Here is a 26,985-nt window from a genome sequence, read left to right as displayed (position 1 = left end):
ACTGCCGGACCGATCCCCTAGCTCGCCAGTATTCGCTTTAACGCGTCAAAGAACGCTGGAATGGTGTAGCCGCGCCCTGCAGGATCGAACGATCCCCAAAGTTGCGAGTAGACCAATGCGGCGTTCGGTCCGTGCTCCGAAAGAAATTGGTCCATCTCCCGGCACGCCTGTGCGATCTCAGCCCCTGGTGTGACCTGCTTATAGCACCCGACAATTTCCTCCAGAGTCTCGCCGAAAAGGTCGTAGTCCTCATGGAAATAGCCGCCCAGCAGCGTCTCCAGGGCTGGGTACTTATCTCGATCTGAAGTCATCAATGATCCAAACAGGCAGTGAGTACAAAGTAGGGCATCCCGTTATACGCCACTTTTTTGAGCACTACCTTGACGGTCTGTCCTCTTACGACATGTGACGCCCCGCGAGCCAGCACAACGCCTAAATCGCCTGCTGCCGGTCCAATCAATGGCAGGACGGAGCCGTTGGACGCAGATCTGGCCCACGCTTCCACTTGCTTAGATTTGAGCCGCAGCACCGAATTGATCCCTCGTTCGGCATCTTGAATCGAATAGAACGTCGATACGCGCCTGAGGTCCGGTTGCTCTTTCAGCCGTGCTTCAAGATACTCCCTTGTCTTTCCCACATGCTTGGCAAGCGTATGCCCCCCAAGGCCCCCGTTCACGGCAGCCTCATGCCTCGACAAGGAAATTCTTCCTGCAACGACACTGGAGACCCTCGCCGCCTTGATGGCGCTCGCAAACCCAGCAGGCACGGCGAGTTCGACCGCCAAGGCGAGCGTCTGGCCAGACCCAGGAAGAGCGCCGAGCTTGCTCGCAAGCTCATTGACCCCACGCTCCGTCAAAGAGCGCGTTTGCTGCCCAGTCCACAGCTCATGCAGCCCAGTTGCCGCCGTATCTGAACCGTGGACGCCAAGCAATACACAGCCGGCCTTGGTCAAGCCAGTAGGGTCCGGCACCACACAAAGTGCGGCGCCGCCCACCATTTCAACCACGCCGGCCGCCAAGGCAAGGCTGCCCCAAAGCCGGTTGGAAAGGGTCGCCTCGTTGCTGATTGATTCGCCTTGCAGTGTCGCGGCCAGCTGCACGGGCGTGAGCACAATGCTTATGCCAGAATCTTCGGTCATCCATTCGCCCCAAGTCGAGATAGAGCGTTGAATATGATGAAAGCCGAGCGACTCGTCGATCAGCCTCGTCCGAATCTTCCTGGACTTTGAAGCCAGGTCACCGCCGCCTCAAGCCAGCAAGGACCGCAGCGCATCACCGGCTAGAACTTCAAGCTGGCGCTCAACCCATACGTGCGGGGATCGCCCGCCTTGATGTAGTCGGACGACTGGTACAGCCAGTAGCGCTTGTTCGCGACGTTGTTGATTCCCGCGCGGAACGTGGTTTCGTAGCCATGGATGCGCGTCTCGTACGTGGCGCCGATATTGACGATGGCGAAGTCCGGCACCTCGACCGCGTTCGATGCGCCGAGCATGGTGCTGCTGGTGTACTTGACGTCGGCGCGCAGCGTCAGGCCCGGCAGTTGCGGCACCGAATAGGCGACCTGCGCGGCGGCGACGAACTTCGGTGCGCCGGCGACGCGGTTGCCGGTGAAGGCGCTGCCCTGCTTGTATTCCGAATCCAGGAACATGACGCTGCCCCCGACGTTCCAATGGGTGGCAATGCGCGTGGACGCCCCCAGTTCCAGGCCCTGGAAGACAGACTTGCCGTCTTGCACGAGCTCGTTGGCGGCGTTGGCGTATTCCGCCTTCTTTTCGATGCGGAACAATGCCGCGGTGGCCGCCCAGTCCTCCTGGTTGGTCTTGATGCCCAGCTCGTATTGCTTGCTCTTGAGCGGGTCCAGCAGTTCACCGAAGTTCGTATAGATATTCCCGACGGACGACCCCGGCTCCAGCGATTCGATGTAGCTGGCGTACGCCATCGTCTGTGGCGTGATGTTGAACATCAGCGCCACGGTGGGCGTTAGCACGCCGTTCTTGTCGTAGCTGGAGGTCTGCACGCCGGCCGGATCGAAGCCGACCTGCTCGTAATCGGTATAGCGCAGGCCGCCCAGGATGGACCATCCGCCCGTCAGGTCGATCGTGTCGCTGGCGAACACGGCCTTCTGTGTGATTTCGGCCGCGCGGTACAGGTCCAGGCTGCCTTCGCTGTAATACGTGTTGGTATTCTGCCGGCGCAGATTGCCCGTGCCCTGAAGCTGATAGACGCCGTCGGCGCTGTAGTCGTTCTTCTGCTTCTGCCACGATGCGCCGGCCACCACATGATGCCTGATCGGGCCCGTGGCGAACTTGCCTTCGAGCATCGCCTGCCACTGGTTGAACGCATAACCTTCGCCGTAGTCCGAGCGATAGTCGTCGTAGTCGCCCGACTGGTCCTGCAGGAACAGCACCGATTCATTGCGGCGCGTTCGCGTGGTGTTGTAGGTGTAATCGGTGCGCACGCTCCAGTCCGGTGCAAGCTGGTACTTCAGGCCCGTCGAGTAGAAGCGGAATTCGTTGTCGGCGTATGGGCCTTCGCCCACCAGCTTGCCGTCATTGCGCACCGGAGAGGGCAACTCGCTGCCCGTCATCGCGCCGGCGTAGATCGTCGGCTCCTGACCGATCGCCTTGCGGTCCTGGTACAGGGTCTGGAAGTCCCAGGTCAGCTTGTCGGTCAGGCGCGCATCGAGCGCCAGCGACACGGAATCGCGATACAGCGAGCCGTTGTTGAAGGTATTGCCTTCCTCGTGCGTCGCGTTCAGCCGGTAGCCGAAGGTCCCGCTCTCGCCCACGCGCCCGCCCAGGTCCACGTGCTGGCGCAACAGCCCGTTGGAGATGTAGCCCAGCTCGACGCTGCGCACGGGTTCGTCCGTGGGCCGCTTGGTCACGTAGTTGACCAGTCCGCCCGGCGAACCGAAGCCATACATGAAGCCGGAAGCGCCCTTGAGCAGGTCGATCTGCTCAAAGTGCTCATAGGGCAGGACCGTGACGTAGCTCAGGAAGGGCTTGCCGTCGATGCGGAAGGAGTTCTGCCAGTCCAGCGGCAGCCCGCGCACGCTCAGGTAGCTGGCCCACGCGCCGAAGGCGGCGCTGTTGTCGCTGACCGAGGCGTCCAGCGCGAACACGTCGCCCAGCTTGGTCACCTGCCGGGCCTGCATGTCGGCCGCGGTCACGACCGTGGTCGAGAACGGGGTTTCGAGCTGGCTGCGGCTGCCGAGCGCGCCGGTGTTCACCGGGGCGGAAAGATGCTCGAGCGTGTCGTCGATGGCGCTGGCGTTGACGGTGACGGCGGGCAGTTGCGCGACGCCTTGCGAGGCGGATGCCGCATTCGCGGCACCGGACTGGGCATGCGCGCCAGGCGCGCATGCCAGGCCCAGGGCCAGGGCGAGAACAGAGGGCGTGGCGGCGGAATGTGCTTGCTTGCGGGCACGGCACTCCCGGATGACAGTCGGACGAACCAAGGTCGAATCTCCAGAGCGGAAGAACAAAAGTCCGCACTCTGTCATTAATGCGACTGATTCGCAACACCATTAGCACCTTATAGCTTGCGGCGATTGGGGCATTGGATCCCTGAAACAGCACTAAATCGCTTTGCGATCAACAACTTGGGCCGCGCCGGGTGCAACACCGGGGTTCCCTGTCGGCGCGCCTCCGCTCCGCCGGGAATTTGGCCGGCCGATCGGACGGCGCTGATTCCCGCCGCAACTCACGCCCTATAGATTGCCAGTGTTCAGTCGGCCATAAACGCGGTCAGGAAATCTTCGCCACGTCGTTGAGCCTTGTCACATGGAGGAGCGGGGCAATGATCCGGATTACGGCGTCTGTGGGGCGAGGAGGGTTAAACCGCGCTTCGGACGTCCGCGTGGTGCAGAGGGCACTTAGCCTCTATAAACGCCGGTACATCCGCGGACGTGAGATTTCGGAAACAGGGCAGATATCGTTCGATGTCGTCGAGACGATCAAGCACCTTCAACGCAGGTTGGGCGAAGATGAAAGCGGCCGCCTTGAACCGGTGTCGCCGGCGCTCCGCGCACTTGACCAGATTAAGCGGACGGCTGGGATATCTTTCGGGGCAAACACGTTCGCTGGCGCACGGAACACCGTCGAAATACTCGTGAGCGATGGTCGATTTGTCAGTATGGGCTCGCAGTGGGGGCACGTGGCGATTGACGTGGGAGGTACTGTGTACTCTCGCGGTCACGCGGATTACTACGTGATGCCGCGCGCGACCTATCTGGAGCGCAACAGCTTCCGCGAAACGGTGGGCTTGGTCCTTGAGATGTCTGCCAAAGAAGTGGCAGTGATCGCGAGCGAGTTGCGACGGCGCGTGGCCCTAAAGACTCCTTACGACCTGGTCGGCAACAGTTGTTCAACGAACGTGGCTGACGTACTCGAAAAAGTCGGCGTGTTGGCGCATGATCCGAGGTATCAGTGGGACGCTTCGCGTCGGACGGCGGTCAGTCCGAAAGAGATATTGATCATCGTGTCCAGATCATCACGCCTGCAACGACGCAACATCTATCCGAAACAAAGATGAAAACCCTGATCCCGGCGTTTGCCTTGTTGGTGGCCCTGTATGGCTGTTCAGACGAGCCCAAGGGCCAATGGCGAGTCATGGCCCCCGTCGAGGTCTATTCGGAAAATGATGACGGTGCTCCGGTGATTTTTGTTCTTCAGCCCGGAGACACCTGCGCGTTGGGTAACGCGTGGAGCTATCACAAGATGTTCCGATTCAAGCGGGTTTCGTGTACCAGAGGAACCGGGTGGATTTCCATCGATACCGATTTCGCACCCGTGGCTGACTGAATCCGACGCGTCTGTCCCGGGCGTATCGGCCGGTCTGCGAGGCAACCTTGAGCCGGATAACGGGCGGCCTGCAGGCCGCCCGCCCGCTTCAAGGCGCCGGGTTCGGGTGCCGCTTGTGGATCTGCTCGATCGCGTCCAGCACCTCGGTGGACAGGGTGACGTCGACGCTGTCGATGTTTTCCTTGAGCTGCTCCAGCGACGTCGCGCCGATCAGGTTGCTGGTGACGAAGGGGCGCTGGTTGATCCAGGCCAGGGCCAGGTGCGTGGGGGACACGCCGTGGGCGCGCGCCAGGTCGACGTATTCGCGCGTGGCGGCCTCGGCCTGGGGGTTGCTGTAGCGGGTAAAGCGCGAATAGACCGTCAGGCGCGCGCCTGCCGGCTTGGCGCCGTCCAGATACTTGCCGCAGAGCATGCCCATCGCCAGCGGCGAGTAGGCCAGGAGGCCCACGCCTTCATGGTGCGTGAACTCCGACAGGCCGATTTCGAACACGCGGTTCAGCAGGTTGTAGGCGTTCTGGATCGAGACGATGCGGGGCAGGTTCTGGTTTTCAGCGTGGCGTAGGAACTGGCTGACGCCCCACGGCGTTTCGTTCGACACGCCGACGTGGCGCACCTTGCCCGCGCGCACGAAGTCCTGCAGCACGGACAGGGTCTCTTCGATGGGCACGGTGTGCTCGTCCTCGACCCACGGGTAGTTGAGCTGGCCGAACGTCGCCGTCGTGCGGTCGGGCCAGTGGAGTTGGTACAGGTCCAGGTAATCGGTCTGCAGGCGCTTGAGGCTGGCGTCCAGCGCCTCAGTCAGGTTCTTGCGGTCCAGGAAGGTCTTGCCGTCGCGGATGTGGCCGGGACGCTTGGGATCGCGCACGGGGCCGGCCACCTTGCTGGCCAGCACGATGTCCTGGCGGCGGCCAGTCTTGGCCAGCCACGTGCCGATGTAGGTTTCGGTCAGGCCCTGGGTTTCGGGCTTGGGCGGCACCGGGTACATTTCGGCCACGTCGACCAGGTTGACGCCGCGCTCCAGCGCGTAGTCCAGTTGCTCGTGCGCCTGCGCTTCGGTGTTCTGCTCGCCCCAGGTCATGGTGCCCAGCCCGATCAGGCTGACATCCAGGTCGGTACGGCCGAGTTTGCGGTATTTCAAGTTCTGCTCCGTGCGGGGTCTTTGGGTAGGGAAGCGACACCTTACTCCAAGATGTTGGCGTTTCGCTGACACGGCCGCGGCGGGCGCCCCCGCCCTTGCCCCCCGCCTTTGTCCCCCGCCTTTGCCCCCTTCCCTGCCCTTGCCGCCGCCACGCAATCGGCATACGCTGATCCGCTCATCCAGTCCGGGGGAAAACGGCATGCTGCGGGAAGTTGACGAGATCTTTCTCTTTTTCGTCGTGCTCATCATTTTCCTGGCCATCATCGAGCTCGCTTACCGGCTGGGCCGCCGGTTGCGCAAGCCGGCCGACGAGGCCGCCAAGTCGCACATCACGGCGCTCCAGACCGCCCTGCTTGGCCTGTTGGCCCTGCTGCTGGGCTTCACCTTCGCCATGTCGGTAACGCGCTTCGAAACGCGCAAGAACCTGGTGCTGGAAGAGGCCAACGCCATCGGCAACGCCTACTGGCGCTCGCAGCTCATTCCCGCCGAGCACCGGCCCGTGGTGGCGAACATGCTGCACGAGTACACCACGGCCTCGCTGGACTACCACCTGGCGGATCAGGATTCGCCCCGTTTCAACGCGGCCAATGCCACCGCCCGGCGCATCGAGCGCCAGATCCGGGCGGCGGTCGCGGCCCGGGCGGAGAACCCGCCCTCGATCTCCACCATCATGTTCATCCAGGCCGTCAACGAGATGGCGCAGGTCAACGAGAAGCGCCGCGTCGCGCTGGAGAACCACGTGCCGGAGCCGGTGTATTACCTGCTCTTCATCGTGGCGGCGGGGTCCATGGCCTACATCGCCTATGGCACCGGCCTGCACGGGCGGCGCCGGCCCATATCGACGGGCATGTTTGCCGCGCTGATCGCCCTGGTGCTGACGTTCATCCTGGACATCGACCAGCCCATCGGTGGCCTGATCGAGGTCGGGCAGGAAAGCATGCAGCGCATGCAGGCCACCCTGGCCCACGAGATGCAGCAGTAGCGCGGGCGCCCGGACAGCGGCCCCGGGGCCTTATCCGAACAAGAGCCTCATCCGAACAGGGGCTTCATTCGAACAGACGTCGCAGGAACGGCGCGGTGACGCCGGCCTTGCCCTGGCTGACCGCTTGCGGCGTGCCCGCCGCCACGATGGTGCCGCCCTCTTCCCCGGCGCCGGGCCCCACGTCCAGCATCCAGTCGCTGCCCGCGATCACGCGCAGGTCGTGTTCCACCACGACCACGGTGTTGCCGGCGTCGACCAGGCCGTGCAGTTGCGCCATCAGCTTGTCCACATCCGCCGCGTGCAGGCCCGTGGTGGGCTCGTCCAGCACATACAGCGTGTTGCCGCGCTGGCTGCGCTGCAGCTCCGTGGCCAGCTTGATGCGCTGGGCCTCGCCGCCGGACAGCTCGGTGGCGGGCTGGCCCAGGCGCAGATACCCCAGGCCGATGTCGTGCAGCAGCGCCAGGGGACGCGCCACCGCGGGCTCATCCTGGAAGCACGCACGCGCTTCGTCCACGGTCATGTCCAGCACCTGGGCGATGTTGCGGCCATTCCATTCGATTTCCAGCGTCTTGGCGTTGTAGCGGGTGCCGTGGCAGGCGGGGCAAGGCGCGTAGACGCTGGGCATGAACAGCAGTTCAACGTGGACGAAGCCTTCGCCTTCGCAGGTCTCGCAGCGGCCCTGGGCGACGTTGAAGGAAAAGCGGCCGGCGCCGTAGCGCCGCGACCGGGCGGCCTTGGTGCCCGCGAACAGCTTGCGCACGTGGTCGAAAAGGCCGGTGTAGGTGGCGAGATTGGACCGGGGCGTGCGGCCGATGGGCTTCTGGTCCACATTGACCAGCCGCTTGATGGCCTGCGCACCCGCGTGCAGGCGGCCTGTCGTGCGCGGCAGGTTGCCGGGCTGCGGCAGGTCGCCTTCGGATTCCTCGGCGGGTAGTTCCTGGCCCAGGTGCTCGCCAACCAGTTCCACAAGCGCCTGGCTGACCAGGCTGGATTTTCCCGACCCGGACACGCCCGTCACCGCCGTGAATGCCCCGAGCGGAAAGCGCGCATCGATGCCATGCAGGTTGTTGCGGTGGATGCCGCGCAGCTCCAGCCAGCCGGCAGGCTCGCGCGGCGCGCGGCGGCTGGCCGGGCGCGCATCGAAAAGGTACTTCGCCGTGACCGACTCCTTCACCTTGCGCAGGCCCTCGGGCGGGCCGCTGTACAGCACCTGCCCGCCATGCTGGCCCGCGCCCGGTCCCACGTCGACCAGCCAATCGGCGCGGCGCAGCGTGTCGAGGTCGTGCTCGACGACAAATAGCGTATTGCCGCCGGCCTTGAGCTGGTCCAGCGCGCGGTGCAGCGCCTGCGCGTCCGCGGGATGCAGCCCGGCCGACGGTTCGTCCAGCACGTACACCACGCCGAAAAGATTGGAACGGATCTGCGTGGCCAGCCGCAGCCGCTGCAGTTCACCGGGCGAGAGCGTCGGCGTGGACCGGTCCATCGCCAGATAGCCCAGGCCCAGCGCCTGCAGCGTGCCGATGCGCTCGACCAGGTCGTGCGCAATGCGCTGCGCGGCGATACGCTTTTCCGGGGAAGAGTCGGGCGTACGCCGCACGTCGCTGCTGCCCGCGTGCGACAGGCCGCCCGCCGCCACGCGCCTGGCGTTGGCCCGCACGCCCGCCGCCTTGCTGCGCGTCGCGCCCGGCGCCCCCGCTTCGTCGAACCGGCCTGCGGCGGCCGGCGCGAGAACCTCGGCGATGCGGCTGAGCGGCAGTTGCGACAGGGTGCCGATATCCAGCCCCGCGAACGTCACCGACAAGGCCTCGCGCTTGAGGCGCCGGCCGCCGCATTCCGGACAGGGCGAGCCGGTCATGAAGCGGGCCACGCGCTTTTTCATCATGGCGCTCTGGGTGGTCGCGAACGTGTGCATGACGTAGCGGCGCGCGCCGGTGTACGTGCCCATGTAGCTGGGCTCGGCCTTGCGGCGCAGCGCCGCGCGCGTTTCGGCGGGCGTAAAGCCCGCGTAGACCGGGACGGTCGGCTGCTCGTCCGTGTACAGGATCCAGTCGCGATCCTTCTTGGGCAGATCGCGCCACGGCTTGTCCACGTCGTAGCCCAGCGTGACCAGGATGTCGCGCAGGTTCTGGCCGTGCCAGGCCGGCGGCCACGATGCGATGGCGCGTTCGCGGATCGAAAGCGAGGGGTCCGGCACCATGGACGCCTCGGTCACGTCGTACACGTAGCCCAGCCCGTGGCAATGCGGGCACGCCCCCTGCGGCGTGTTGGGCGAGAAGTCTTCCGCGTACAGCATCGGCTGGCGCGCGGGGTACGTCCCGGCGCGCGAGTACAGCATGCGCAGCATGCTGGACAGCGTGGTCACGCTGCCCACCGTGGACCGCACGTTGGGCGTGCCGCGCTGCTGCTGCAATGCCACGGCGGGCGGCAGGCCGTCGATGGCGTCCACGTCGGGCACGCCCACCTGGTCGATCAGGCGCCGGGCATACGGCGACAGCGATTCCAGGTAGCGGCGCTGCGCTTCGGCATACAGCGTGCCGAAGGCGAGGGACGATTTCCCCGACCCGGACACGCCGGCAAACACCACCAGCGCGTCGCGCGGGATACTTACGTCCACGTTCTTCAGATTGTGTTCGCGCGCGCCGCGCACGCGGATGCAGGCGTCGGGGCGCGGCTTGGGCGTTGTCTTGCGCTGGCTCATGTCCAGATAGTAATGGACCCGCCGGCGCCCGGCCGCAAAGGGGGCATCCGCGCGGCGTACGCGCCCCCGCCTGCTTCAGAATGGCGCAAAAGCATGACGTCCGCGCCCGCTCATCCGATCGGGCGATGGCGGCTGCCGGACCAGATCGACGTCATCGAGCCGCTGACGGACGGGCACATCATCGAAGGCATCGTCGCCATCGCCGCGAACCCCGGCGTCGCCGGGGTGGACGCCTATCTGGAGCCCGCCGCGGCGCCATGACCTAGGGAAATCCCCAAGAAAAATCGTGTCGATCCGGGGGGTTGCGGTTCGTCGTCGTCATGTATCCCCCACCATTCGAGGCAGACACACCATGACCACCGGAACCGTACGACACCTGCGCATCCTGCGCACCACGCCCGACCGCGTCTACCGGGCCTTTCTCGAGCCCGACGCCATCGCGAAGTGGCTTCCCCCCTATGGGTACACCTGCACGGTGCAGGAACTGGACGCCCGCACGGGCGGGCGCCACAAGATGTTCTTTCGCAATTTCGCCACCGGCCATGAGGAGCCGTTCGGCGGCGAATACCTGGAGCTGGTCGAATTCCAGAAGATCAGCTACACGGACCGCTTCAACGATCCCAACCTGCCGGGCGAGATGACAACCACCATCACGCTGCGCGAGGTTTCCTGCGGCACCGAACTGATCATCGTGCAGGAAGGCATCCCCGACGTCATTCCGACAGAGTTGTGCTATCTGGGCTGGCAGGAATCGCTGCTGCAACTGGCGCGGCTGGTCGAGTCCGACGTGCCCGCAGCCAATTAGCCGCCGGGTCAGGCCCGCTTGACCTTCGATGCGGTGTTCAGCGCCACGGCCGCGCGGAAAAGCGCCAAGAACGCCGGTTCGTCCAGGCGGTCACCCTCGTGCAGATCGATGGCGCGGCGCGTGTTGCCGTCCAGGCTGGCGTTGAAGAGCCCGGCGGGGTCCTCCAGCGCTGCGCCCTTGGCGAAGGTCAGCTTCACGGCTGTCTTATAGGTTTCGCCCGTGCATACGATGCCGGCGTGCGACCACACGGGGACGCCGCGCCACTTCCACTCCTCGGCCACGTCGGGATCGGCCTGCCGGATGAGCGCCCGCACGTGGGCCAGCGTCCGGCCGCGCCAGTCGTCCAGTTCGGCGATGCGCGCGTCGATCAGCTCGGACGCGCCGGCCTGCGCATCCCGGTTATCGCCAGTCTTGTCCGCTTTCATCATGCCGCTATCCGTTTCCTTGAAGGGTCTCCAGCATAGGACCGGCGCCGCGCCCGCGAAAATTCGGGCTTACGCCGATACGTTTGTTCATGTTTTGACACCAACCGCCCGGGCGCAGCCGTGCGACTCCCTACAAAATGTGGCGCGCCCGTGCGGCGTCGCGCCGTCCGCCATCCGCTGCCGGGCGCTGCTCACCCCAAGAAGGAAGAATCGTGTCGAAACTGTTTGCCCTGGTGATCTCCGCCGTCCTGCCCGCGGCCGCGGCGGCGCAGCCCGACGTCGAGCCGCTGACGCTCAACGCGGCCAACCAGTTGTACTGCAATGCCCAGACGGACTGGTGCGTAGGCATCAAGACGGACGGCAAGTTCGGGGAAAACGGCCCCTTCGCGACCAGCCGCACGCTGCGCGCCGAACGCCTCTTCTGGGACTCGCCAGAGGTCCCGGATTTCAAGCACTTTTCCGTCTGGCCGCAACTGATCCGGCTGGACGAAGAGCGCGCGCTGGTGGGGGTGATCGGACCGCAAGAGCCGGACTTCGAGCCCGAGACGCCGTTCTCCGGCGGCAGCTTCGCGCGCCGCGACCTGTATGTGTACGACGTCACGCTGGGCGAGCCGACCGGCGCGAACCTGGTGCTGGTCCTGCCCTACACGGCCGACGCCTCCATCCGCGCGTGCTTCAACGCAGCCGACGAGCAGAAGCGCGCCGGCCAATGCAGCGACGTCTACCGTTTCACGACCGCCGTGAAAGCCTTGCCAGGCCGCGACTATCCGGATTTGCAGGTGACGACGCACGCGACGCGCTCGCCGGCCGGCGCCAGCCGCTTTGCGGACTCGAGCGCGCGGCCCGCGCTGACCCGGGAGCAACTGGCGCCCCAAGTGGACAGCGCGTGCAGCTACACCGTGACCTACGCCTGGCAGGCCGACGCGTCCGTTTACCAGCCCGCGACGCCGGTGCCCGACTGCGCCGAGTTCCTGGACACGGCGCCCGTGCGCAAGCCGTAAGCCGAAAGGCGGCTTCGCGCCGTCTAGTCGGCGTAGCCCGGATTGCGGCGGTCCAGGCGGCGCAAGAGACCCGGCCACGCGAGCTGGGCCTTGTGCGCCCGGTCGGCCGGCGATTCCACCGCCGCGCGGGCCAGCACCTCGGGCGGGATGTAGGTCAGTTCGCCGCCCGCCTGCGCCCGGACCTGCACCATGCAGGCCGCCTCCAGGCGGTGCATCGCCTGGAAGGCCTCGGCCATGCTCTGGCCCACGGTCAGCAGGCCGTGGTTGCGCAGGATCAGGTAGTTGTTGGCGCCCAGGTCGCGCACCAGGCGCGGCTGCTCGTCGGGATTGAGCGCCAGCCCTTCGTAGTCGTGATAGCTGAGCGAACGCAGCGCGATGAACGCAAACTGCGACAGCGGCAGCAGCCCCGCCTTCTGCGCCGACACCGCCACGCCGTTGATCGAGTGCGTATGCAATACACACATCGCATCCTTGCGGGCCGCGTGGATACAGCTATGGATGGTGAAGCCCGCCGGGTTGATGTCGTATTCGGACGCCATCACCTTGTTGCCGTCCAGGTCGATCTTGACCAGGCTGGACGCCGTGATCTCGTCGAACATCATGCCGTAGGGGTTGATCAGGAAGTGTTCCGTGCCCGGAACCTTGGCCGTGATGTGCGTGAAGATGAGGTCGTCCCAGCCGAACAGCGCCACCAGCCGGTACAACGCCGCCAGGTCCTTGCGGACCTGCCATTCCGTTTCGCCGACCTGTTCGCGCACGCTGGCGCCTTGCTTGCCTACCGTATCCATCCCGTCTCCGTCTTGTTGCTGTTTGGCTGTTTGGCTGTTTACCCGCGGCTCGTGCCAGGGGCTCCGCCATGCACTGTATTCCTTTCGCCGCGCCGCCGCACGGCGGCGCGACGGGCGGCGTCCGTCTGGTGAAACAGGCCCAGACCCATTAACCTGTGAGCCACTGCTCAGGAGAACCCGAGAATGCTGCCTGCACTTTACGGTCATCCCTTTTCCTCGTACACGCAGAAGGCGCTCATCGCGCTGTACGAAAACGGCACGCCCTTCGAATTCCGCAGCCTCGGGCCGGAAACGCCCCGCCATGCCCGGGACTGGCTGGAACGCTGGCCGCTGCGCAAGTTCCCGCTGCTGGTCGATGGCGAGCGCAACATCGTCGAATCCAGCATCATCATCGAATACCTGCAGCTTGCCCATCCCGGCCCGGTGCGGCTCATCCCCGACGACCCGATGGCCGCGCTGGACGTGCGCTTCCTGGACCGCTATTTCGATCTGCACGTCATGTTCTGGATGCAGCACGCGGTAAACGGCGCGCTCTCCGGCGACCCTGCGCGGCGCGAGGAAGGGATGGCGCAGGCGGCGGAAAGGCTGGAGCTGGCGTACGCCTGGATCGACGCGCAACTGGCCACGCGCACCTGGGCCGCGGGCGAGGACTTCACGCTGGCCGACTGCGCCGCCGCCCCGTCGCTGTTCTACGCCGACTGGACGTATCCCATCGCGCACGCCTATCCGCATCTGCGGGCCTATCGCGCGCGGCTGCTGGCGCGTCCGTCGTTCGCCCGCGTGGTCGACGAAGCCCGGCCCTACCGGCCGCTCTTTCCGCTGGGCGCGCCCGACCGCGACTGACCGCGACTGACAGGCCCGCGGACATCCCGCGGCAACATGCGAGAATCAACGCCACTTCTACCCGGATGAGGACGCCCACCGTGCAGCAAGCCTTGCCTAGACACCTGCCTTCATTCTTCCGGTTCCATCTGGAGTCCCTGTCCGGCGTCGGGCTCATGCTCGGCACGCTGTTCTTCGCCGCGGCGCTGACCCCCACCCTGATTCCCCGCACCCACGTCACCCAGGGCGTGCTGGCCGGCACCTGCCTGGCGGCGGGATACGGACTGGGCGTGCTGTGGCACTGGCTGTGGACCTACATGGAATTGCCCGAGCCCAAGGGGCGCGCCGCGCGGATCGTCAACACCGTCATCGGCCTGCTGTGCCTGTCGGTGGCGATCCTGTTCCTGGGCCACGCCGCCGAATGGCAGAACACCATCCGCGCGCTGATGCAGATGGAGCCGTTGACCAGCGCCCATCCCATCAAGGTCAGCGCGATCGCCGTGCTGACCTTCGCGGTGCTGCTTGCGCTGGCGCGGCTGTTCAAGCTGATCGCGCGCTTTCTGGCCCGGCAGGTGCGGCGCGTCGTGCCGCGGCGCGTGGCCAACGTCACGGGCGCCGCAATCGCGATCCTGATCTTCTGGCTGCTGGCGACCGACGTGTTCTTCCGCGGCGCGCTGCATGTGCTGGACGCCTCGTTCCGGGAATTCGACGCGCTGCTCGAACCCGAGCGGCCGCAACCGACCGCCGCGCTCAAGACTGGCGGCCCCGCGTCGCTGATCCGCTGGAACGAACTGGGCCGCGCGGGCCGCGAATACATCGCCTCGGGACCGACCGCCAGCGAGATCACCACGCAATCGGGACGCGAAGCGCTTGAGCCCATCCGCGTGTATGTCGGCCTGCGCGGCGCGGCCACGCCGCAGGCGCGCGCGCGGCTCGCGCTGGACGAAATGAAGCGCGTGGGCGCCTTCGACCGTTCGACGCTCGTCGTGATCACGCCCACCGGCACGGGCTGGGTCGACCCCGCGGCGGTGGACTCGCTGGAATACCTGCTGAACGGCGACGTGGCCAGCGTCGCCATGCAGTATTCGTACCTGTCCAGCCCGCTGTCCCTGCTGGCGCAGCCCGAATACGGCGCCGAGGCGGCGCGCGCGCTCTTCGTGGCGGTCTATGACTACTGGACCGCTTTGCCCAAGGAGCGCCGGCCCCGGCTGTACCTGCATGGCCTGAGCCTGGGCGCGATGAATTCCGCCGGCTCGGCCGAGCTCTTCGAGATGATCGGCGACCCGATACAGGGCGCGCTGTGGAGCGGCCCGCCGTTCGAAAGCCGCGTCTGGCGCACCATCACCGATGCGCGCAATCCCGGATCGCCGGCCTGGCTGCCCGAGCTGCGAGATGGCGCCTTCGTGCGCTTCATGAACCAGCACGGATCGCCCGTGCCCGACGACGCGCCCTGGGGTCCGATGCGCGTCGTCTACCTGCAGTACGCCAGCGATCCGGTCACGTTCTTCGACTACCGCGACCTCTACCGTCCGCCCGCGTGGATGAATGCGCCGATGGGCCCGGACGTGTCGCCCGAGCTGCGCTGGTATCCCGTGGTCACCATGCTGCAGCTCGCGCTTGACATGGCCGTGGGCACCAATACGCCCATGGGCTATGGCCACGTCTATGCGCCCCAGCACTACGTGAACGCCTGGGTGGCGGTGACCGGCGCGAACGGCTGGACGCCCGATGCCATCGAAGGCCTGAAGCGCCATCTGCTGGAACGCTCGCAGGCGGCGATGGAAGACGAGGACGGCGACGAAGCCGTCTACGAAGGGCGCGGAGGATAGGCGTTGCCAGCTTTGCCCATGAATGCATTACCCCTGAATCACCCGGCGCATGACCGCCTGACCGCGTTCTTCTGGCGCGATGACGCCCTGCGCAGCCGCGGCGTGAGCGGCCGGCTGCTTGCCGGGAACCTGGCCGTGCCGGCGCCGCCGGCCCGCGTGCGCGCCGACTGGGAACGCGAGATCCGCACGCGCCTTTGCCTGGAACCCGGCGACGTCGAACAGATGCCGCTGCCGCGCACCCGCGCGCGCTGGCCGGAACTGGCCCTGTGCGAAGAGGCCATGCGCGACTGGACGCGCGCGCTCGGACTGGGCGAGGTCCTGGCCGACAGCGACATGGCCCTCATGGCCTGCCGCGGCGCGCGCTATCACCACGACGGCGGACAGTACGGCGGCGCCGCCTTCTGCAATCTGTTCCTCTGCGAAGACAAGGGACTGGACGTGCACTTTCCCGGCACCGGCGACCGTATTGCGCTCACGCCGGGCGCGGCCATGATCTTCGACACCTGCCAGCCGCACGCGGTCATTCCGCGCGACGCAACGGGCTTTGACGAAGCGGACTTCGCGTCGGGTCCGGACCGGACGCTGCTGTTCCTGAGCTGGGAACTGCCCATCGAGGATGCCCGCGTCGCGCGGGCGCTGGGCATTGAATTCGACGTGGACCCCGCAGCGGCCTCGCGATTGGATGAGGAACAGCTGTGGGCCGACGGGGCGCGCGTGGGCGTCGACCCCGCGTCGGGGCAGTGGGTGCGGACGGGCTGAGCCCGCCGGTTCAGCGCCGGAAGCCGCCCCGGAACCCGCCGCCGAACCCGCCGAAACTACGGCCTTCCATGCCTCGGCCCTGCCAGCCGCCATCCATGCTTCGGCCCTGCCAACCGCCTTGCGACTCGCCCATGCGCCCCTGCCAGCCGCCGCCATCCATCCCGCCCGTGCGCTGCGTCGAGTAGTCGCGCGCCTGGCGCTGGGAATTCAGGTAGTTGGCGTTGGCCTGCGTGTTCGGCTGGACCGGCTGCCAGCCCGAGGACGTGTGCTGCTGCCAGCCGTTGTCGTTGTGCTCGTAGACGTTGCCGTTGTGGTCCGCATAGACGTTGCCATTGTTCCAGGCCATGCCGCTGCCGGTGTTGCGGTCGTAGGTCGCGCCGCGCCGGTCGACGCTGTCGGCGCCCTGCCCGGCCGTGCCCGTCGCCGCGGCGGCGGAGTACGTGGTGCGGCCGGTGTCCGTGTTGGTGCGCACATTCTGGCGGCCCGCAGCCCATTGGCCGTCGTCGTTCTCGACCGCGCCGGCGCGGCCCGCGCCCGATGCGCCGGTCACCGGATCGGTGTAGGCGCCTCGCCTTCCCGCCGCGGCGTTGCCCGTGTACTCGTTATAGGCCGCGCCGCGCGTGCCTTCGAAGGCCGCGCCGGTCTGCGGGTTGTAGCCCTCGGCGTGCGTGCCCTGCCATTCGTTGCCTGTCCAGCCGTTCCACCCGGCCGCGTGCGTGACCGTGCCGGAACCGCCCCATGCGCCGTAGACGTCGACCTTGTTGACGTCGACGCCGCCCCAATAGGGCGCGCCCGAATACGGACCCCAGTACGGCGCCGCGCCGCCCCAGGCCTCGGCGGCGGCAAAGCCGAAGGCAAAGCCCGCCGCGGAATCGAAGGCCGCGTTGTAGCCGTAGCTGGGCGGATAGCCCACCCAGGCATCCTGCACGATCACGGGCGGATAGGGGTAGCCGGTGCCGTAGACAACGGTGCCATCGGGCGCGACCACCACGCCCATGTAGCCGGGCGTATAGCCGAACACCACGCTCTGCGGCGTCGAGCCGTACACCTGCACGTAGGTCACGTAGTGCAGCGGCGAGCTGGCGGGAATGGCGTAGATGGCCGCCGGCACGTGGTCGGCCACGCGCCATGGGCCGGTGGGCGAATCCGACACGAACCACACGGCGTGCGACAGCGCGTAGTAGCGGCCTTCCGCCTGGATGACCGGCACCTGCGAATTGGCCGCGTAAGACAGCGGCGTGCCCGCGATGGGGCGCATGACGGGCGCGCCGCCCGCATACCGGACCTGCAGCGTGGCCGCGCTGCGCGACACCGTCGCGGTCTGCGGAATCGTGGACGCGATGACGGCTTCGCGGGCCTGCGGCGTGCCAGGCACCGACACCAGCACCCCGCCCTGCGGATCGCGGGGCGGGATGCGCGCGAAGTCGCGCGGCAGATCCTTGCCCGGCACGTAGGACCACGGCCCTTCGAGCCGCGGGCCGCGGAACCAGCGGCCAGACACCAGCAGGTAGTAGCGGTTGTCGCCCGGGTTCATGAACACCGCGTGATCGGCGTTGGTGACGGACAGCAGCGACGTGCCCGGCACCGGCCGCAGTTCGGCCTGGCCGATCGTGATCAGCAATTCGGCCGGGACGGTGGACACTTCGATGTCGGGCGCGCGGTGCGGCGCGCGCCCGTCGTGCGGCATCAGGGGATCGGGCGCGGCGCTGCGGCGAGCGGCGTCGGCGGCCGTGAGCAGCGCGGGCGCCGGCTGCGCAACCGTGCGCCACGGCCCGTTGAGATCGCCGGATTCGTACCAGTGGCCAGCGGCCTGCAGGTACAGGCGCCCGGCGCTATCGCGCAGGATCAGCGCGCGCGTGTTGATGACGCGGCGCCACCCTTGCGCCCCGGCCACCTCAGCCCACGCGGGCGGGCCGTCCACCAGCACCAGGATGGCCGGCACCGTGCGATAGATGATGCGCGGCGGCGTGTTGTCCACCGGCACCGTCTTGGCCGCAGGGTTGTTCTGCGACAGCGCATAGCTCAGTTGCAGCGCGTCCAGCGGCGTCACCACGCCCTGGGCGGGAATGCGCGCTTCGAGTGCGCTGCGCAGCCGCGCGGCCTCTTGCGGCGCGGTGGGCACCTGGACGCGCTCGATGCGGATGTCGGACAGATGCACCAGACCGGCCGGCTTGTTGACGTCGGCGCGCGCGGAGAAGTCCGCCACGCCGTAGGTCGGGCTGCCCTTGGCCGCGCCCACCGCGACCGCCATGCGGCCGGTGATGCGATCCGCGGTCCAGGTGTCGATCTGGGGTTGATAGAGCTCGACGCGGGTGCCGTCCTGCGCGGAGAAGCTGCGCGGCCATTGCAGCGCGCGCACGGCCGCGGCATCGGGCTGGCCGGCGGCGGGCGCGGGCTGGGCCGCGGCGGCCTGTGACGGTCCGGCATCCTGCGGCTGCGCCGCAGCGCCGAAGACAAACGAGGCGCTGGCGGCCAGCCCGAGCACGGCATGCGCGATGCGCGGGCGGCGGCCCACCTTGTCAGGCGTGGCGGGCAAGCGGGACAACCAGGCATGCAAACGCAGCAATCGGGACACGCTATTCATCGCACGCTCCTTGGGACTGGAGCCGCCTGCCAGGCCGGCCAGGGCGATCCGCTGCCAGGAAGATTCCGCAGCGACGCCGCTACGGGTTATACGCCAGCGGCGCGCGCGCTTCAATTGCCGGAAGACCCAGGATGAATCCGGGCTGAATAAGAAACAGATGGTTAACGCCGTGAAAAAGCTATTGCCGGGTTCATACAGACCTTCTATAACTCGTTCTCACCAGGGCTTGCTGCTTTTGCCCGATTGCCTTTCCGCTGCAATCCAACTAGAGCGGCGCAACGCCCGCCACACCGCGCAGCCTCGCGCGAATCGAATCGCCATGCCCCGGCCCATGTCCTGCGGCGCACTGGCGGCTCTCTAAGACTCTCCTACGGCAAGAACACTTCGTCCAAGAAGTCGTGTGAAGGAGCAGCTCATGGCCCTTACCCTGTCCCATCCGGGGGTTTACATCCAGGAAATCCCCAGCGGCGTGCGCACGATCGCCGGGGTCGCGACGTCGGTCGCCGCATTCCTGGGCGCGGCCCCGCGCGGTCCCGTCAACAAGGCGGTCCGGATCTTCAGCTTTTCCGACTACGAGCGCGCCTTCGGCGGCCTGGCCGACGACTCGGAGCTGGGCTACGCCGTGCGGCAGTTCTTCGTGAACGGCGGCACGGATGCCTGGATCGTGCGGGTCGTCAAAGAGGCATCGCCCGCGCAGCGCACCTTGCGCAGTGCAACGGCCGTGGACGTGCTGGCGGTCCGGGCGCTGGATCCGGGCGTTTCGGGCAACGGCATCCAGGTCCGCGTGGACTACGCCACCGCCGTGCCTTCCAGCACCTTCAACATCCAGTTCATCCGCGCCGGCGACGGCCGGGCGGAAAGCTACGCCAACGTCTCGCTCAATGCCAAGGATCCGCGCTACCTGCTGGATCTGGTGCAGGGCGTCTCGCAGCTTGTGCGCCTGGAGCGCCTGCTGTCGCAGGGCGCGCTGGACGCGCTGCCGGCGGGCACCAGCGTCAGCGGTACGCTGGGCGACGTGCAGACGCTGCTGGACGCAACGCACACCGACTTTCGCGTGGCGGTGAACGGGCTGGAACCGGTGGGCGTGAGCATCGCGCTGCCCGGCGACATTTCCGGCGGCACGGCCACGCAGCGGCTGACATCGCTGTGCGCCGCGATCCAGGCCAAGGTGCGGGCGCAGGCGCAGGGCCGGCCGGCGCTGGCGAACTTCACGGCCGCGCGCAGCGGCAACACCATCGTGCTGACCTCGGGCGCGGGCGGCGAAAACGCCAGCGTGCGCGTGCTGCCCGGCGCGCGCAACAACGCGGCCGGCGTGCTGATGCTGGGTTCTCTGGCGGGCGGCATCGAAACCGACGGCGCCGCCATCATCCGGCCCGCGCCCACGCCCGATGCGGCCACGCTCACCAGCGACACCTTCGGCGCGACCGACCTGGATGCGCTGCCCGACGCGACGCACACCAGCCTGCGCATCACGCTGGACGGCCTGGGCCCGGAACTGGTGAGCCTGGGCGACACCGCCGCCGCGGGCGGCTCGCTGGCCGCCAAGCTGGAAGACGTGGCGGCGCGCCTGCAGGCGGCCGTGCGCGCGCTGCGGCCGGGCACGCCGGCCTTTCGCGATTTCACCGCCCGCGTGCAAGGCAGCACGCTGGTGCTGGCCAGCGGTTCGCGCGGGCTGGGCTCCACCATCGCCGTCGCCGCCGCCCCGGCCAACGACCTGGCGGCGTCCCTGCACCTGCTGACCGGCGCGGTGGCCTCGCCGCCGCCGGTGGACGCGCTGCTCGAAGGCGGCACGGAAACGCCCTACGGACCGGACGACGTCTATGCCGCGTTCATCGGCAATCGCGCGCTGCGCCAGGGCCTGTACGCGCTGGAAGACGCCGACATCTTCAACCTGCTCTGCCTGCCCGCCATCACGCATGCCGGCGTCCTGGCCGACGCCGCCTCGTACTGCGAAGAGCGGCGCGCGTTCATGATCGTGGATGCGCCGCCCACGGCCGTCGACCCGGCGTCGATGGTGGCGGTCGCCACCGGCACGGCGCTGCCCAAGTCGGATCATGCCGCCGTGTACTACCCGTGGACGCACGTGTCGGATCCGCTCAAGAACGGCAAGCCCCGCCTCGCGCCCCCCTGCGGCACGATCGCGGGCCTGTATGCCCGCACGGACGGCAATCGGGGCGTCTGGAAGGCGCCCGCCGGCACCGACGCCAACCTGGCCGGCGTCGTGTCGCTGGCCGCCACGCTGACCGACGGCGAGAACGGCAGCCTGAACCCGCTGGGCGTCAACTGCCTGCGCACGTTCCCCGTGTACGGCGCGGTCTGCTGGGGCGCGCGCACGCTGCGCGGCGCGGACCAGCTTACGTCCGAATACAAGTACGTGCCGGTGCGCCGCCTGGCCCTCTATCTGGAGGAATCGCTCTACCGCGGCACGCAATGGGTGGTCTTCGAGCCCAACGACGAGCCGCTCTGGGCGCAGATACGCCTGAACATCGGCGCATTCATGAACACCCTGTTCCGGCAGGGCGCCTTCCAGGGCAGTTCTCCGCGCGAGGCCTATCTGGTCAAGTGCGACCGGGAAACCACCACGCAGGACGACATCAATCGCGGCGTGGTCAACATCCTCGTGGGGTTCGCGCCGCTCAAGCCCGCCGAGTTCGTCGTCATCAGCATCCAGCAACTGGCCGGCCAGATACAGGCTTGAGCCCGGCGCCCGCCTGCGCGCCGCTTGCGGCCGCGCGGCAGGCGCCGACCACGGTTTCCAGGAGATCGCCATGGCGCAGTTCACCGTCAATCCGCAGCGCTTCGACCCGTACAAGAACTTCAAATTCCGGGTGAAGTGGGATGGCCGCTATGTGGCCGGCGTCAGCAAGGTGTCGGCGCTCAAGCGCAGCACCGAAGTGGTCGAGCACCGCGAAGGGGGCGACCCCTCCAGCGCCCGCAAATCGCCCGGGCGCAACAAGTACGAGGCCGTCACGCTGGAGCGCGGCGTCACGCACGACCGCGAATTCGAGCAGTGGACCAACAAGGTGTGGAACTTCGGATCGGGGCTGGGCAGCGAGGCATCGCTGAAGGACTTCCGCAAGGACATCATCATCGAGGTCTACAACGAGGCCGGTCAGCTCGTGCTGGCCTACAAAGTGTTCCGCTGCTGGGTATCCGAATACCAGGCCATTCCCGACCTGGACGCGAACGCCAACGCCGTCGCGATCCAGACCATCAAGCTGGAAAACGAAGGATGGGAACGCGACTACGAAGTCGCCGAACCGTCCGAACCGAGTTTTGTCGAGCCGGCCTGATGGAGCGCAGCCATGCACGCCCTGATCGATACGCAAATTCTTGCGCTGTGGGAAGCGGGCCGTGACTGCCATCCGATAGACCGCGGCCTGCGCGCGCTGGCCGTGGCGATGCCGGGGGTGGACATCGCGTCGCGGCCGGTGGGATGGCGCACGCTGTCGCTGCTGCGCCTGCGCGGCGCGACCTTCGGACCGCGGCTGGTGGCCTGCGCCGATTGCCCCGATTGCGGGGCTGCGATGGCGTTCGACGTGGACCTGGCGGCGCTGCTGGACGCGCTGCCCGCGCCGCCCGAGCGCGCGTCGGCCGAGCCCATGTTCGATGCGCACGGCGCCGCCTGGCGCCTGCCCAGCAGCCGCGACCAGGCGCGCGCCGCCATGGCGGCCGACAGCGGCGCGGCCCTCGCCGCGCTGTTGCGGGCCTGCCGGCTGGACGCGCCCGACGATGCGGCCCTGCCGCGGGGCGCGGCGCTGGACGACATCGAGGCGCGCATGGAAGCGCTGGATCCGGCGGCCAACATCGAACTGTCGCTGCGCTGCGCCGATTGCGCGCGGGCCTGGACGGTGGCGCTGGACGCCGATGCCTGCCTGTGGGACGACATCAGCCTGTGCGCGCGCGGCCTGCTGCTGGACGTGCACCGCCTCGCGCGCGCCTACGGCTGGAGCGAGCCGCAGGTGCTGGCGCTGGGCCCGGCGCGACGCGCCGCCTATCTGGAACTGGTGGACCGGGAAGCGATGCCATGACCGGATTCCTGCGCCAGCTTGCCAACCGCAGCCTGGGCCTCGCGCCCCGGCTGCGCGGCGCGCCCACGCCGCAGTCGGCGGCGCTGCATGGCGCCGTGCCTGGCGAGGCCGCGGCCCCCGGCATGCCGGGGCGGGCGGCGGCGGGCGGGGAGACCGCCGCGTTCGCGCCGGCCTGGGACGTCAGCGCAAGCGACAGCGCGGCCGGCAGGGCAGCGCAAGCGGCTTTCCTGCGCGGGCCGGCGGCGGGACCGGGGCTCGCGGCGCCGGCTCAACACGCCGGGATCGCGGGTATCGATACGCCCCGCAGCCGGTCCATGCCGCCCGCAAGCGCCGACGCGGACATGCCGCCGCCGCTCGTGGCACGGTGGAACGGCAGCGACGGCTTGCCGCCTGCGCACCGCGCGGACTCGCCGCCTCGCGGCATTTCGGGCAACTCTGGGTCCAGGACGGGAGACGACGCGCGGGCCGGATTGACCGCCGCGATGCCGTTGGATGCGCAGGCACCGGCGTGGGCACCGGGGATGGCGCCCACGCGCGCAGGCCGCGCCGAACGCGAACCGGGCGAACCGGGCGCCTCGGACAAACCCGGCCCCCCCGCCCCCCCGGCCGTCCAAGACGACGCCGCATCGCGGCAAGGCGCCATCGACGCACGCACCCTCACCGCCCTCGCCCCGCGCCACGCGCCGCAACACGCCCCTGCGCCCGACGTGCACATCACCATCGACCGCCTGGAGGTCGCCCCGCCCGCCCCGGTCCCGCGTGCCGCGCCGCCCGCGCGATCCGCGGCGCTTTCCCTGCGCGCCTACCTCGCCGCCCGGCGAACGGGGCTGCCATGAGCAACGCGCTGGCGATCGCGGCGGTCACCGCCGTTCTCAAGGACCTGCTCGACTCGGGCATGATCGACCACGCCGTTACCGATGCGCTGGGCGCGGGCGTCAAGGTGTCGGCGGTGGCGCCGGACGCGGTGTCGCTGGACAACCAGGAAGACCCACAGCTCAATCTCTTCCTGCACCAGGTCACCCCCAACGCCGCGTGGCGCAATGCCGCGCTGCCTTCGCGCGATGCGGCGGGCGAACGCATCGCCCATCCGCCGCTGGCGCTGGACCTGCACTACCTGCTCACCGCCTACGGCCGCGCCGAACTGCAGGCCGAGGTGCTGCTGGGCTACGCGCTGCAGCTGCTGCACGAATCGCCCGTGCTGCCGCGCGAGGCCGTGCGCCGCGCGCTGGACCCGGATGTGGTCGACGGCGCCATCCTGCCCACGGTCTACCAGAGCCTGCGCGGCGCCGACCTGGCCAGCCAGATCGAACTCCTGAAGATCACGCCGTCGGCGCTGGGCGCCGAAGAGATGTCGCGCCTGTGGGCCGCGCTGCACGCGCACTATCGGCCGACCGCCGCCTTCCAGGTGTCGGTCGTGCTGATCGAATCGCGGCGGCCGGCGCGCGGCGCGCTGCCCGTGCTGACACGCGGCGAAGCCATCCCCGGCACCCCGCGCGACCGTGGCGTGACCGTGTTCCCCGGCCTGACGCCGCCGCTGCCCACCCTGCTGTCCGTGCAGCCTTCGGGCAAGCAGCCGGTGGCGGTGCCGAGCGGCACCGTGACGCTGCTCGGACACCACCTGGACGGCCTGGCGCGCGTCGTGTCCCTGCGCCACGCCACGCTGCAGGCCGAGCGCAGCGTGCCGGTCGACGCCGGCACGGACGCGTGGCTGCGCCTGACCATGCCCGCGGACCTTCCCGTCGGCGTGTACCGCCTGCATGCCTCGGTGCAGGCGGCCGACACCGGCCTGCGGCGCGACAGCAACCAGCTGGCGCTGGTGCTGGCGCCCGAACCCGTGCTGCCGCCCGCCTCCGTGACGCGCAACGCGGGCACGGTGCGCATCGAACTGGGCATCGCGCCGCCGTTGCTGCCCGGCCAATCGGCCAGCCTGCTGCTGGACGACCGCGTCCTGCCCGCCGAACCCGCGGCCGCGCCCGCGAGCCAACTGGTCTTCGAATGGCGCGACGCGCCGCCCGCGGGCACGCGGCTGCTCGTACGCCTGCGCGTGGACGGCATCGAGAGCCCGCTGGTGGACCGCGAGGCGGTCCCCGTGCGTTACCTGAACCGCCAGATCGAGCTGCCATGAATGCGCGCGCGCCCCTGGACTGGACCGACGCCAACCAGCAATTGCTGGCCGCCGAATTCGCGCGGCTGCGCGCAAGGCTGAGCAAGCCCGGCAGCCGCCCGGCGCGCCACGGCGCGCAACAGCGCGTGCAGGCCCGCGCCGCGCTGGACGGCGACGCGGCCATCGACCAATTGACCACGGCCTTCGGCCTGTCGGCATTCGAGCGCGACCTCCTCTTGCTGTGCGCCGGCGTCGAAATGGACGCGGCGCTGGCCGACTGCTGCGCCCAGGCGCAGGGCCGCGGCGGCGGCCTGCGCCATGCCAGTTTTGCGCTGGCCTTGGCCACGCTCGACGGCGCGCACTGGAGCGCGCTGTCGCCGCAGCGCCCGCTGCGCCGCTGGCGGCTGCTGGACGTGGACGATGCGGCGGACCTGAGCACGGCGCGCCTGCGCATCGACGAACGCGTGCTGCACTTCCTGGCCGGCCTGAACGAACCGGACGCGCAACTGCGCGCGCTGCTGCGCCCCGCGATGCCGCTGCCCTTTGCCGCGCCCGCGCACGAGGCGACCACGCAGCAGATTGCCGGACAGATCGCCGCCGCCCATGACGCCCCCCTGCCCGTCTTTGTGCTCGAGGGCGACGACCCCGGCGCGCAGGAAGACGTGGCCGCCCGCGCCGCGCGCGCCGCCGGGCTCGCCTGCCTGGCGCTGCGAGCCGAAGACATCCCGGCCGACGCCGCCGACCGCGACGCGCTGCTGACGCGCTGGCAGCGCGAGGCGGTGCTGCTGGGCGCCGCCCTGTACGTCGACGCCTCGCAGGGCCTCACGCCCGCGGCGCGGCATCTGGTCGAACAGGCGGGCGGCCTGTGCCTGCTGGGCGTGCGCGAACCGGTCACGCTGCGCGCGGCGTCGCGCCACCATGCGGTGTCCCGGCCGCAAGAGGCCGACCGGCGCATCCTGTGGCGGCAGGCGCTGGGGCCCGAAGCGGCCGCTCGCGCCGGCGAGGCCCTGGACCAGGCGGCCAGCCAGTTCGGCCTGGACGCGCGCACCTTGCAGCTCACCGCCGCCGCGCTGGCGCCCGCGCTGCGCGATCCCGGCGCGGATCCGCACGCCGTGCTGTGGCAGGGCAGCGCGCAGGCCAGCCGCCGCCGGCTAGACGGCCTGGCCCTGCGCCTGACGCCCGCGGCCGGCTGGGACGATCTGGTGCTGCCCGACCCGCAGCTTGCCGTCCTGCGCCAGATCGCGGCGCATCTGCGCCAGCGCCACCGCGTCCACCAGGATTGGGGCTTCGCGGCCGCGCAGTCGCGCGGGCTGGGCCTGGCCACCCTGTTCACGGGCGAGAGCGGCACGGGCAAGACCCTGGCCGCCGAGGCCCTGGCGCGCGAGACCGGCCTGGACCTGTACCGCATCGACCTGTCGGCGGTGGTCAGCAAGTACATCGGCGAAACCGAGAAGAACCTGCGCCGCCTGTTCGACGCCGCGGAAGACGGCGGCGCGATCCTGCTGTTCGACGAAGCCGACGCGCTCTTCGGCAAGCGGTCGGAGGTCAAGGACAGCCATGACCGCTACGCCAACATCGAGATCAGCTATCTGCTGCAGCGCATGGAGTCGTATCGCGGCCTGGCCGTGCTGACGACCAATCTGAAATCCAATCTGGACAACGCCTTCCTGCGGCGGCTGCGCTTCGTCGTGCAGTTTCCGTTTCCCGACCAGGAACTGCGCGCCCGCATCTGGCGCGGGGTGTTCCCGGCCGCCACGCCGACCCGCGGCCTGGATCCGCGCCAACTGGCGCGCCTGAACCTGACGGGCGGCAGCATCCGCAACGTCGCGCTGAACGCAGCCTTCCTGGCCGCCGACGCCGGCACCGAAGTCACCATGGCTCACGTGCTGCAAGCCGCGCACGCCGAAGCCGCCAAACGCGAACGGCCCCTGGCCGACGCCGAAACGAGAGGATGGCCATGAAATCCGCAATCCATTTGCATATCCGCGCCCTCAGCCTGCCGAGCCACGACGCCGCCCAGCGCAACGCCTTCGTGGCCGCGCTGGTGCACGAACTGGTCCGGCGCGCCGCGCAGAACGGCGGCGCGCCGGCCGACGTCGCGGCGGCCGGCGCCGAACCGCAGCGGCTGCAGACCGTGGCGCAAGGCGCGCAGCCGGCGCAAACCGGCGCGCAGGCCGGCCGCGCCATCGCCGACACCTTCCACCTCAAGCATTGAATG

At 68.6% G+C, this 26,985-nt stretch carries 24 protein-coding genes; 16 read left to right on the top strand and 8 right to left on the bottom strand.

The genetic code is table 11. The annotated features are described in order from the left end of the window. Positions 1–17 precede the first annotated feature (17 nt). The 3 genes from BMW75_RS15885 to BMW75_RS15875 form a co-directional block, all read right to left on the bottom strand. Positions 18–311, bottom strand: coding sequence for a contact-dependent growth inhibition system immunity protein (locus BMW75_RS15885; RefSeq protein ID WP_092580665.1), 294 nt, complete (start codon positions 309–311; stop codon positions 18–20). Then, positions 311–1,138: an RNase A-like domain-containing protein gene (locus BMW75_RS15880; RefSeq protein ID WP_092580663.1), complete on the bottom strand. Its 828-nt coding sequence runs from the start codon at positions 1,136–1,138 to the stop codon at positions 311–313. The genes BMW75_RS15885 and BMW75_RS15880 overlap by 1 nt, the downstream gene beginning before the upstream one ends. Before the next feature lie 140 nt (positions 1,139–1,278). Then, positions 1,279–3,456 carry a TonB-dependent siderophore receptor gene (locus BMW75_RS15875; RefSeq protein ID WP_254792039.1) on the bottom strand — a complete coding sequence of 726 codons (2,178 nt, stop codon included), beginning with the start codon at positions 3,454–3,456 and terminating at the stop codon, positions 1,279–1,281. 341 nt (positions 3,457–3,797) lie between these two features. Here BMW75_RS15875 and BMW75_RS29470 point away from each other — a divergent pair, with 341 nt between their 5' ends. Together BMW75_RS29470 and BMW75_RS15865 are read left to right on the top strand one after the other, a co-directional pair. Further along, the gene (locus tag BMW75_RS29470) at positions 3,798–4,532 is read left to right on the top strand and encodes a hypothetical protein (RefSeq protein ID WP_175493183.1); all 735 of its coding nucleotides are present in this window, start codon (positions 3,798–3,800) and stop codon (positions 4,530–4,532) included. Continuing rightward, positions 4,529–4,801: a hypothetical protein gene (locus BMW75_RS15865; protein ID WP_092580659.1), complete on the top strand. Its 273-nt coding sequence runs from the start codon at positions 4,529–4,531 to the stop codon at positions 4,799–4,801. Before BMW75_RS29470 ends, BMW75_RS15865 begins: the two co-directional genes overlap by 4 nt. Before the next feature lie 88 nt (positions 4,802–4,889). On the opposite strand, the gene BMW75_RS15860 is transcribed toward BMW75_RS15865, so the two are convergent. Next, positions 4,890–5,939 carry an NADP(H)-dependent aldo-keto reductase gene (locus BMW75_RS15860; protein ID WP_076516419.1) on the bottom strand — a complete coding sequence of 350 codons (1,050 nt, stop codon included), beginning with the start codon at positions 5,937–5,939 and terminating at the stop codon, positions 4,890–4,892. A 199-nt stretch (positions 5,940–6,138) separates the two neighbouring features. On the opposite strand from BMW75_RS15860, the gene BMW75_RS15855 reads away from it, so the two are divergent. Further along, the gene (locus BMW75_RS15855; RefSeq protein WP_092580657.1) at positions 6,139–6,921 is read left to right on the top strand and encodes a bestrophin-like domain; all 783 of its coding nucleotides are present in this window, start codon (positions 6,139–6,141) and stop codon (positions 6,919–6,921) included. 64 nt (positions 6,922–6,985) lie between these two features. On the opposite strand, the gene BMW75_RS15850 is transcribed toward BMW75_RS15855, so the two are convergent. Beyond that, entirely contained in the window at positions 6,986–9,619 is a 2,634-nt protein-coding gene (locus BMW75_RS15850) for an excinuclease ABC subunit UvrA (protein WP_092580655.1), read from the bottom strand. Positions 9,620–9,712: 93 nt separating this feature from the next. On the opposite strand from BMW75_RS15850, the gene BMW75_RS29465 reads away from it, so the two are divergent. Continuing rightward, entirely contained in the window at positions 9,713–9,880 is a 168-nt protein-coding gene (locus tag BMW75_RS29465; RefSeq protein ID WP_175493182.1) for a hypothetical protein, read from the top strand. A 91-nt stretch (positions 9,881–9,971) separates the two neighbouring features. Next, positions 9,972–10,424 (top strand): SRPBCC family protein, encoded by a 453-nt coding sequence (locus BMW75_RS15840; protein WP_092580651.1) that lies wholly within the window; start codon positions 9,972–9,974, stop codon positions 10,422–10,424. Between the two features lie 8 nt (positions 10,425–10,432). Here BMW75_RS15840 and BMW75_RS15835 read toward each other — a convergent pair whose 3' ends face one another. After that, positions 10,433–10,852 carry a DUF1801 domain-containing protein gene (locus tag BMW75_RS15835; protein ID WP_092580649.1) on the bottom strand — a complete coding sequence of 140 codons (420 nt, stop codon included), beginning with the start codon at positions 10,850–10,852 and terminating at the stop codon, positions 10,433–10,435. 209 nt (positions 10,853–11,061) lie between these two features. On the opposite strand from BMW75_RS15835, the gene BMW75_RS15830 reads away from it, so the two are divergent. Beyond that, positions 11,062–11,850, top strand: a complete 789-nt coding sequence (locus tag BMW75_RS15830) for a hypothetical protein (protein ID WP_175493181.1) — start codon at positions 11,062–11,064, stop codon at positions 11,848–11,850. 23 nt (positions 11,851–11,873) lie between these two features. Here BMW75_RS15830 and BMW75_RS15825 read toward each other — a convergent pair whose 3' ends face one another. Further along, positions 11,874–12,638, bottom strand: a complete 765-nt coding sequence (locus BMW75_RS15825) for a class II aldolase/adducin family protein (RefSeq protein ID WP_076516433.1) — start codon at positions 12,636–12,638, stop codon at positions 11,874–11,876. A gap of 183 nt (positions 12,639–12,821) precedes the next feature. Here BMW75_RS15825 and BMW75_RS15820 point away from each other — a divergent pair, with 183 nt between their 5' ends. The 3 genes from BMW75_RS15820 (at position 12,822) to BMW75_RS15810 (ending at position 16,048) form a co-directional block, all read left to right on the top strand. Next, the gene (locus BMW75_RS15820; protein WP_092580647.1) at positions 12,822–13,481 is read left to right on the top strand and encodes a glutathione S-transferase family protein; all 660 of its coding nucleotides are present in this window, start codon (positions 12,822–12,824) and stop codon (positions 13,479–13,481) included. Positions 13,482–13,573: 92 nt separating this feature from the next. Further along, on the top strand, positions 13,574–15,289 hold the full coding sequence (locus BMW75_RS15815) for an alpha/beta hydrolase (RefSeq protein ID WP_254792038.1): 1,716 nt from the start codon (positions 13,574–13,576) through the stop codon (positions 15,287–15,289). An 18-nt stretch (positions 15,290–15,307) separates the two neighbouring features. Beyond that, positions 15,308–16,048: a hypothetical protein gene (locus BMW75_RS15810; protein WP_092580643.1), complete on the top strand. Its 741-nt coding sequence runs from the start codon at positions 15,308–15,310 to the stop codon at positions 16,046–16,048. Positions 16,049–16,058: 10 nt separating this feature from the next. Here BMW75_RS15810 and BMW75_RS15805 read toward each other — a convergent pair whose 3' ends face one another. Further along, positions 16,059–18,632, bottom strand: coding sequence for a carbohydrate-binding family V/XII (locus BMW75_RS15805; RefSeq protein WP_254792037.1), 2,574 nt, complete (start codon positions 18,630–18,632; stop codon positions 16,059–16,061). Positions 18,633–19,047: 415 nt separating this feature from the next. On the opposite strand from BMW75_RS15805, the gene BMW75_RS15800 reads away from it, so the two are divergent. From BMW75_RS15800 to BMW75_RS15770, 7 genes are all read left to right on the top strand, one after another. After that, positions 19,048–21,330, top strand: coding sequence for a phage tail sheath subtilisin-like domain-containing protein (locus BMW75_RS15800; protein ID WP_092580641.1), 2,283 nt, complete (start codon positions 19,048–19,050; stop codon positions 21,328–21,330). A 70-nt stretch (positions 21,331–21,400) separates the two neighbouring features. Then, positions 21,401–21,925, top strand: a complete 525-nt coding sequence (locus BMW75_RS15795; protein ID WP_076516440.1) for a phage tail protein — start codon at positions 21,401–21,403, stop codon at positions 21,923–21,925. A gap of 12 nt (positions 21,926–21,937) precedes the next feature. Beyond that, positions 21,938–22,663, top strand: a complete 726-nt coding sequence (locus BMW75_RS15790; protein ID WP_092580639.1) for a hypothetical protein — start codon at positions 21,938–21,940, stop codon at positions 22,661–22,663. Continuing rightward, positions 22,660–23,499 (top strand): hypothetical protein, encoded by an 840-nt coding sequence (locus tag BMW75_RS15785; protein ID WP_092580637.1) that lies wholly within the window; start codon positions 22,660–22,662, stop codon positions 23,497–23,499. Before BMW75_RS15790 ends, BMW75_RS15785 begins: the two co-directional genes overlap by 4 nt. Next, positions 23,496–24,788 carry a Pvc16 family protein gene (locus BMW75_RS15780; protein ID WP_092580635.1) on the top strand — a complete coding sequence of 431 codons (1,293 nt, stop codon included), beginning with the start codon at positions 23,496–23,498 and terminating at the stop codon, positions 24,786–24,788. Before BMW75_RS15785 ends, BMW75_RS15780 begins: the two co-directional genes overlap by 4 nt. Then, positions 24,785–26,728 (top strand): AAA family ATPase, encoded by a 1,944-nt coding sequence (locus tag BMW75_RS15775; protein WP_092580633.1) that lies wholly within the window; start codon positions 24,785–24,787, stop codon positions 26,726–26,728. Before BMW75_RS15780 ends, BMW75_RS15775 begins: the two co-directional genes overlap by 4 nt. Next, positions 26,725–26,982, top strand: a complete 258-nt coding sequence (locus BMW75_RS15770) for a hypothetical protein (RefSeq protein WP_139208543.1) — start codon at positions 26,725–26,727, stop codon at positions 26,980–26,982. The genes BMW75_RS15775 and BMW75_RS15770 overlap by 4 nt, the downstream gene beginning before the upstream one ends. Positions 26,983–26,985 lie beyond the last annotated feature (3 nt).

Source organism: Achromobacter sp. NFACC18-2, assembly GCF_900108985.1.
Taxonomy (GTDB): Bacteria; Pseudomonadota; Gammaproteobacteria; order Burkholderiales; family Burkholderiaceae_B; genus Achromobacter.
The sequence above is the reverse complement of the archived record's forward strand: the minus strand, read 5'-3'. Positions and strand labels throughout refer to the sequence as shown.

Bases quoted from the DNA above. Each gene is read 5' to 3' on its own strand.
- BMW75_RS15885 (WP_092580665.1), bottom strand. From the start codon at position 311: ATGACTTCAGATCGAGATAAGTACCCAGCCCTGGAGACGCTGCTGGGC.
- BMW75_RS15880 (WP_092580663.1), bottom strand. From the start codon at position 1,138: ATGACCGAAGATTCTGGCATAAGCATTGTGCTCACGCCCGTGCAGCTG.
- BMW75_RS29470 (WP_175493183.1), top strand. From the start codon at position 3,798: ATGATCCGGATTACGGCGTCTGTGGGGCGAGGAGGGTTAAACCGCGCT.
- BMW75_RS15865 (WP_092580659.1), top strand. From the start codon at position 4,529: ATGAAAACCCTGATCCCGGCGTTTGCCTTGTTGGTGGCCCTGTATGGC.
- BMW75_RS15855 (WP_092580657.1), top strand. From the start codon at position 6,139: ATGCTGCGGGAAGTTGACGAGATCTTTCTCTTTTTCGTCGTGCTCATC.
- BMW75_RS15850 (WP_092580655.1), bottom strand. From the start codon at position 9,619: ATGAGCCAGCGCAAGACAACGCCCAAGCCGCGCCCCGACGCCTGCATC.
- BMW75_RS29465 (WP_175493182.1), top strand. From the start codon at position 9,713: ATGACGTCCGCGCCCGCTCATCCGATCGGGCGATGGCGGCTGCCGGAC.
- BMW75_RS15840 (WP_092580651.1), top strand. From the start codon at position 9,972: ATGACCACCGGAACCGTACGACACCTGCGCATCCTGCGCACCACGCCC.
- BMW75_RS15835 (WP_092580649.1), bottom strand. From the start codon at position 10,852: ATGATGAAAGCGGACAAGACTGGCGATAACCGGGATGCGCAGGCCGGC.
- BMW75_RS15825 (WP_076516433.1), bottom strand. From the start codon at position 12,638: ATGGATACGGTAGGCAAGCAAGGCGCCAGCGTGCGCGAACAGGTCGGC.
- BMW75_RS15820 (WP_092580647.1), top strand. From the start codon at position 12,822: ATGCTGCCTGCACTTTACGGTCATCCCTTTTCCTCGTACACGCAGAAG.
- BMW75_RS15810 (WP_092580643.1), top strand. From the start codon at position 15,308: ATGAATGCATTACCCCTGAATCACCCGGCGCATGACCGCCTGACCGCG.
- BMW75_RS15805 (WP_254792037.1), bottom strand. From the start codon at position 18,632: ATGAATAGCGTGTCCCGATTGCTGCGTTTGCATGCCTGGTTGTCCCGC.
- BMW75_RS15800 (WP_092580641.1), top strand. From the start codon at position 19,048: ATGGCCCTTACCCTGTCCCATCCGGGGGTTTACATCCAGGAAATCCCC.
- BMW75_RS15795 (WP_076516440.1), top strand. From the start codon at position 21,401: ATGGCGCAGTTCACCGTCAATCCGCAGCGCTTCGACCCGTACAAGAAC.
- BMW75_RS15790 (WP_092580639.1), top strand. From the start codon at position 21,938: ATGCACGCCCTGATCGATACGCAAATTCTTGCGCTGTGGGAAGCGGGC.
- BMW75_RS15785 (WP_092580637.1), top strand. From the start codon at position 22,660: ATGACCGGATTCCTGCGCCAGCTTGCCAACCGCAGCCTGGGCCTCGCG.
- BMW75_RS15780 (WP_092580635.1), top strand. From the start codon at position 23,496: ATGAGCAACGCGCTGGCGATCGCGGCGGTCACCGCCGTTCTCAAGGAC.
- BMW75_RS15775 (WP_092580633.1), top strand. From the start codon at position 24,785: ATGAATGCGCGCGCGCCCCTGGACTGGACCGACGCCAACCAGCAATTG.
- BMW75_RS15770 (WP_139208543.1), top strand. From the start codon at position 26,725: ATGAAATCCGCAATCCATTTGCATATCCGCGCCCTCAGCCTGCCGAGC.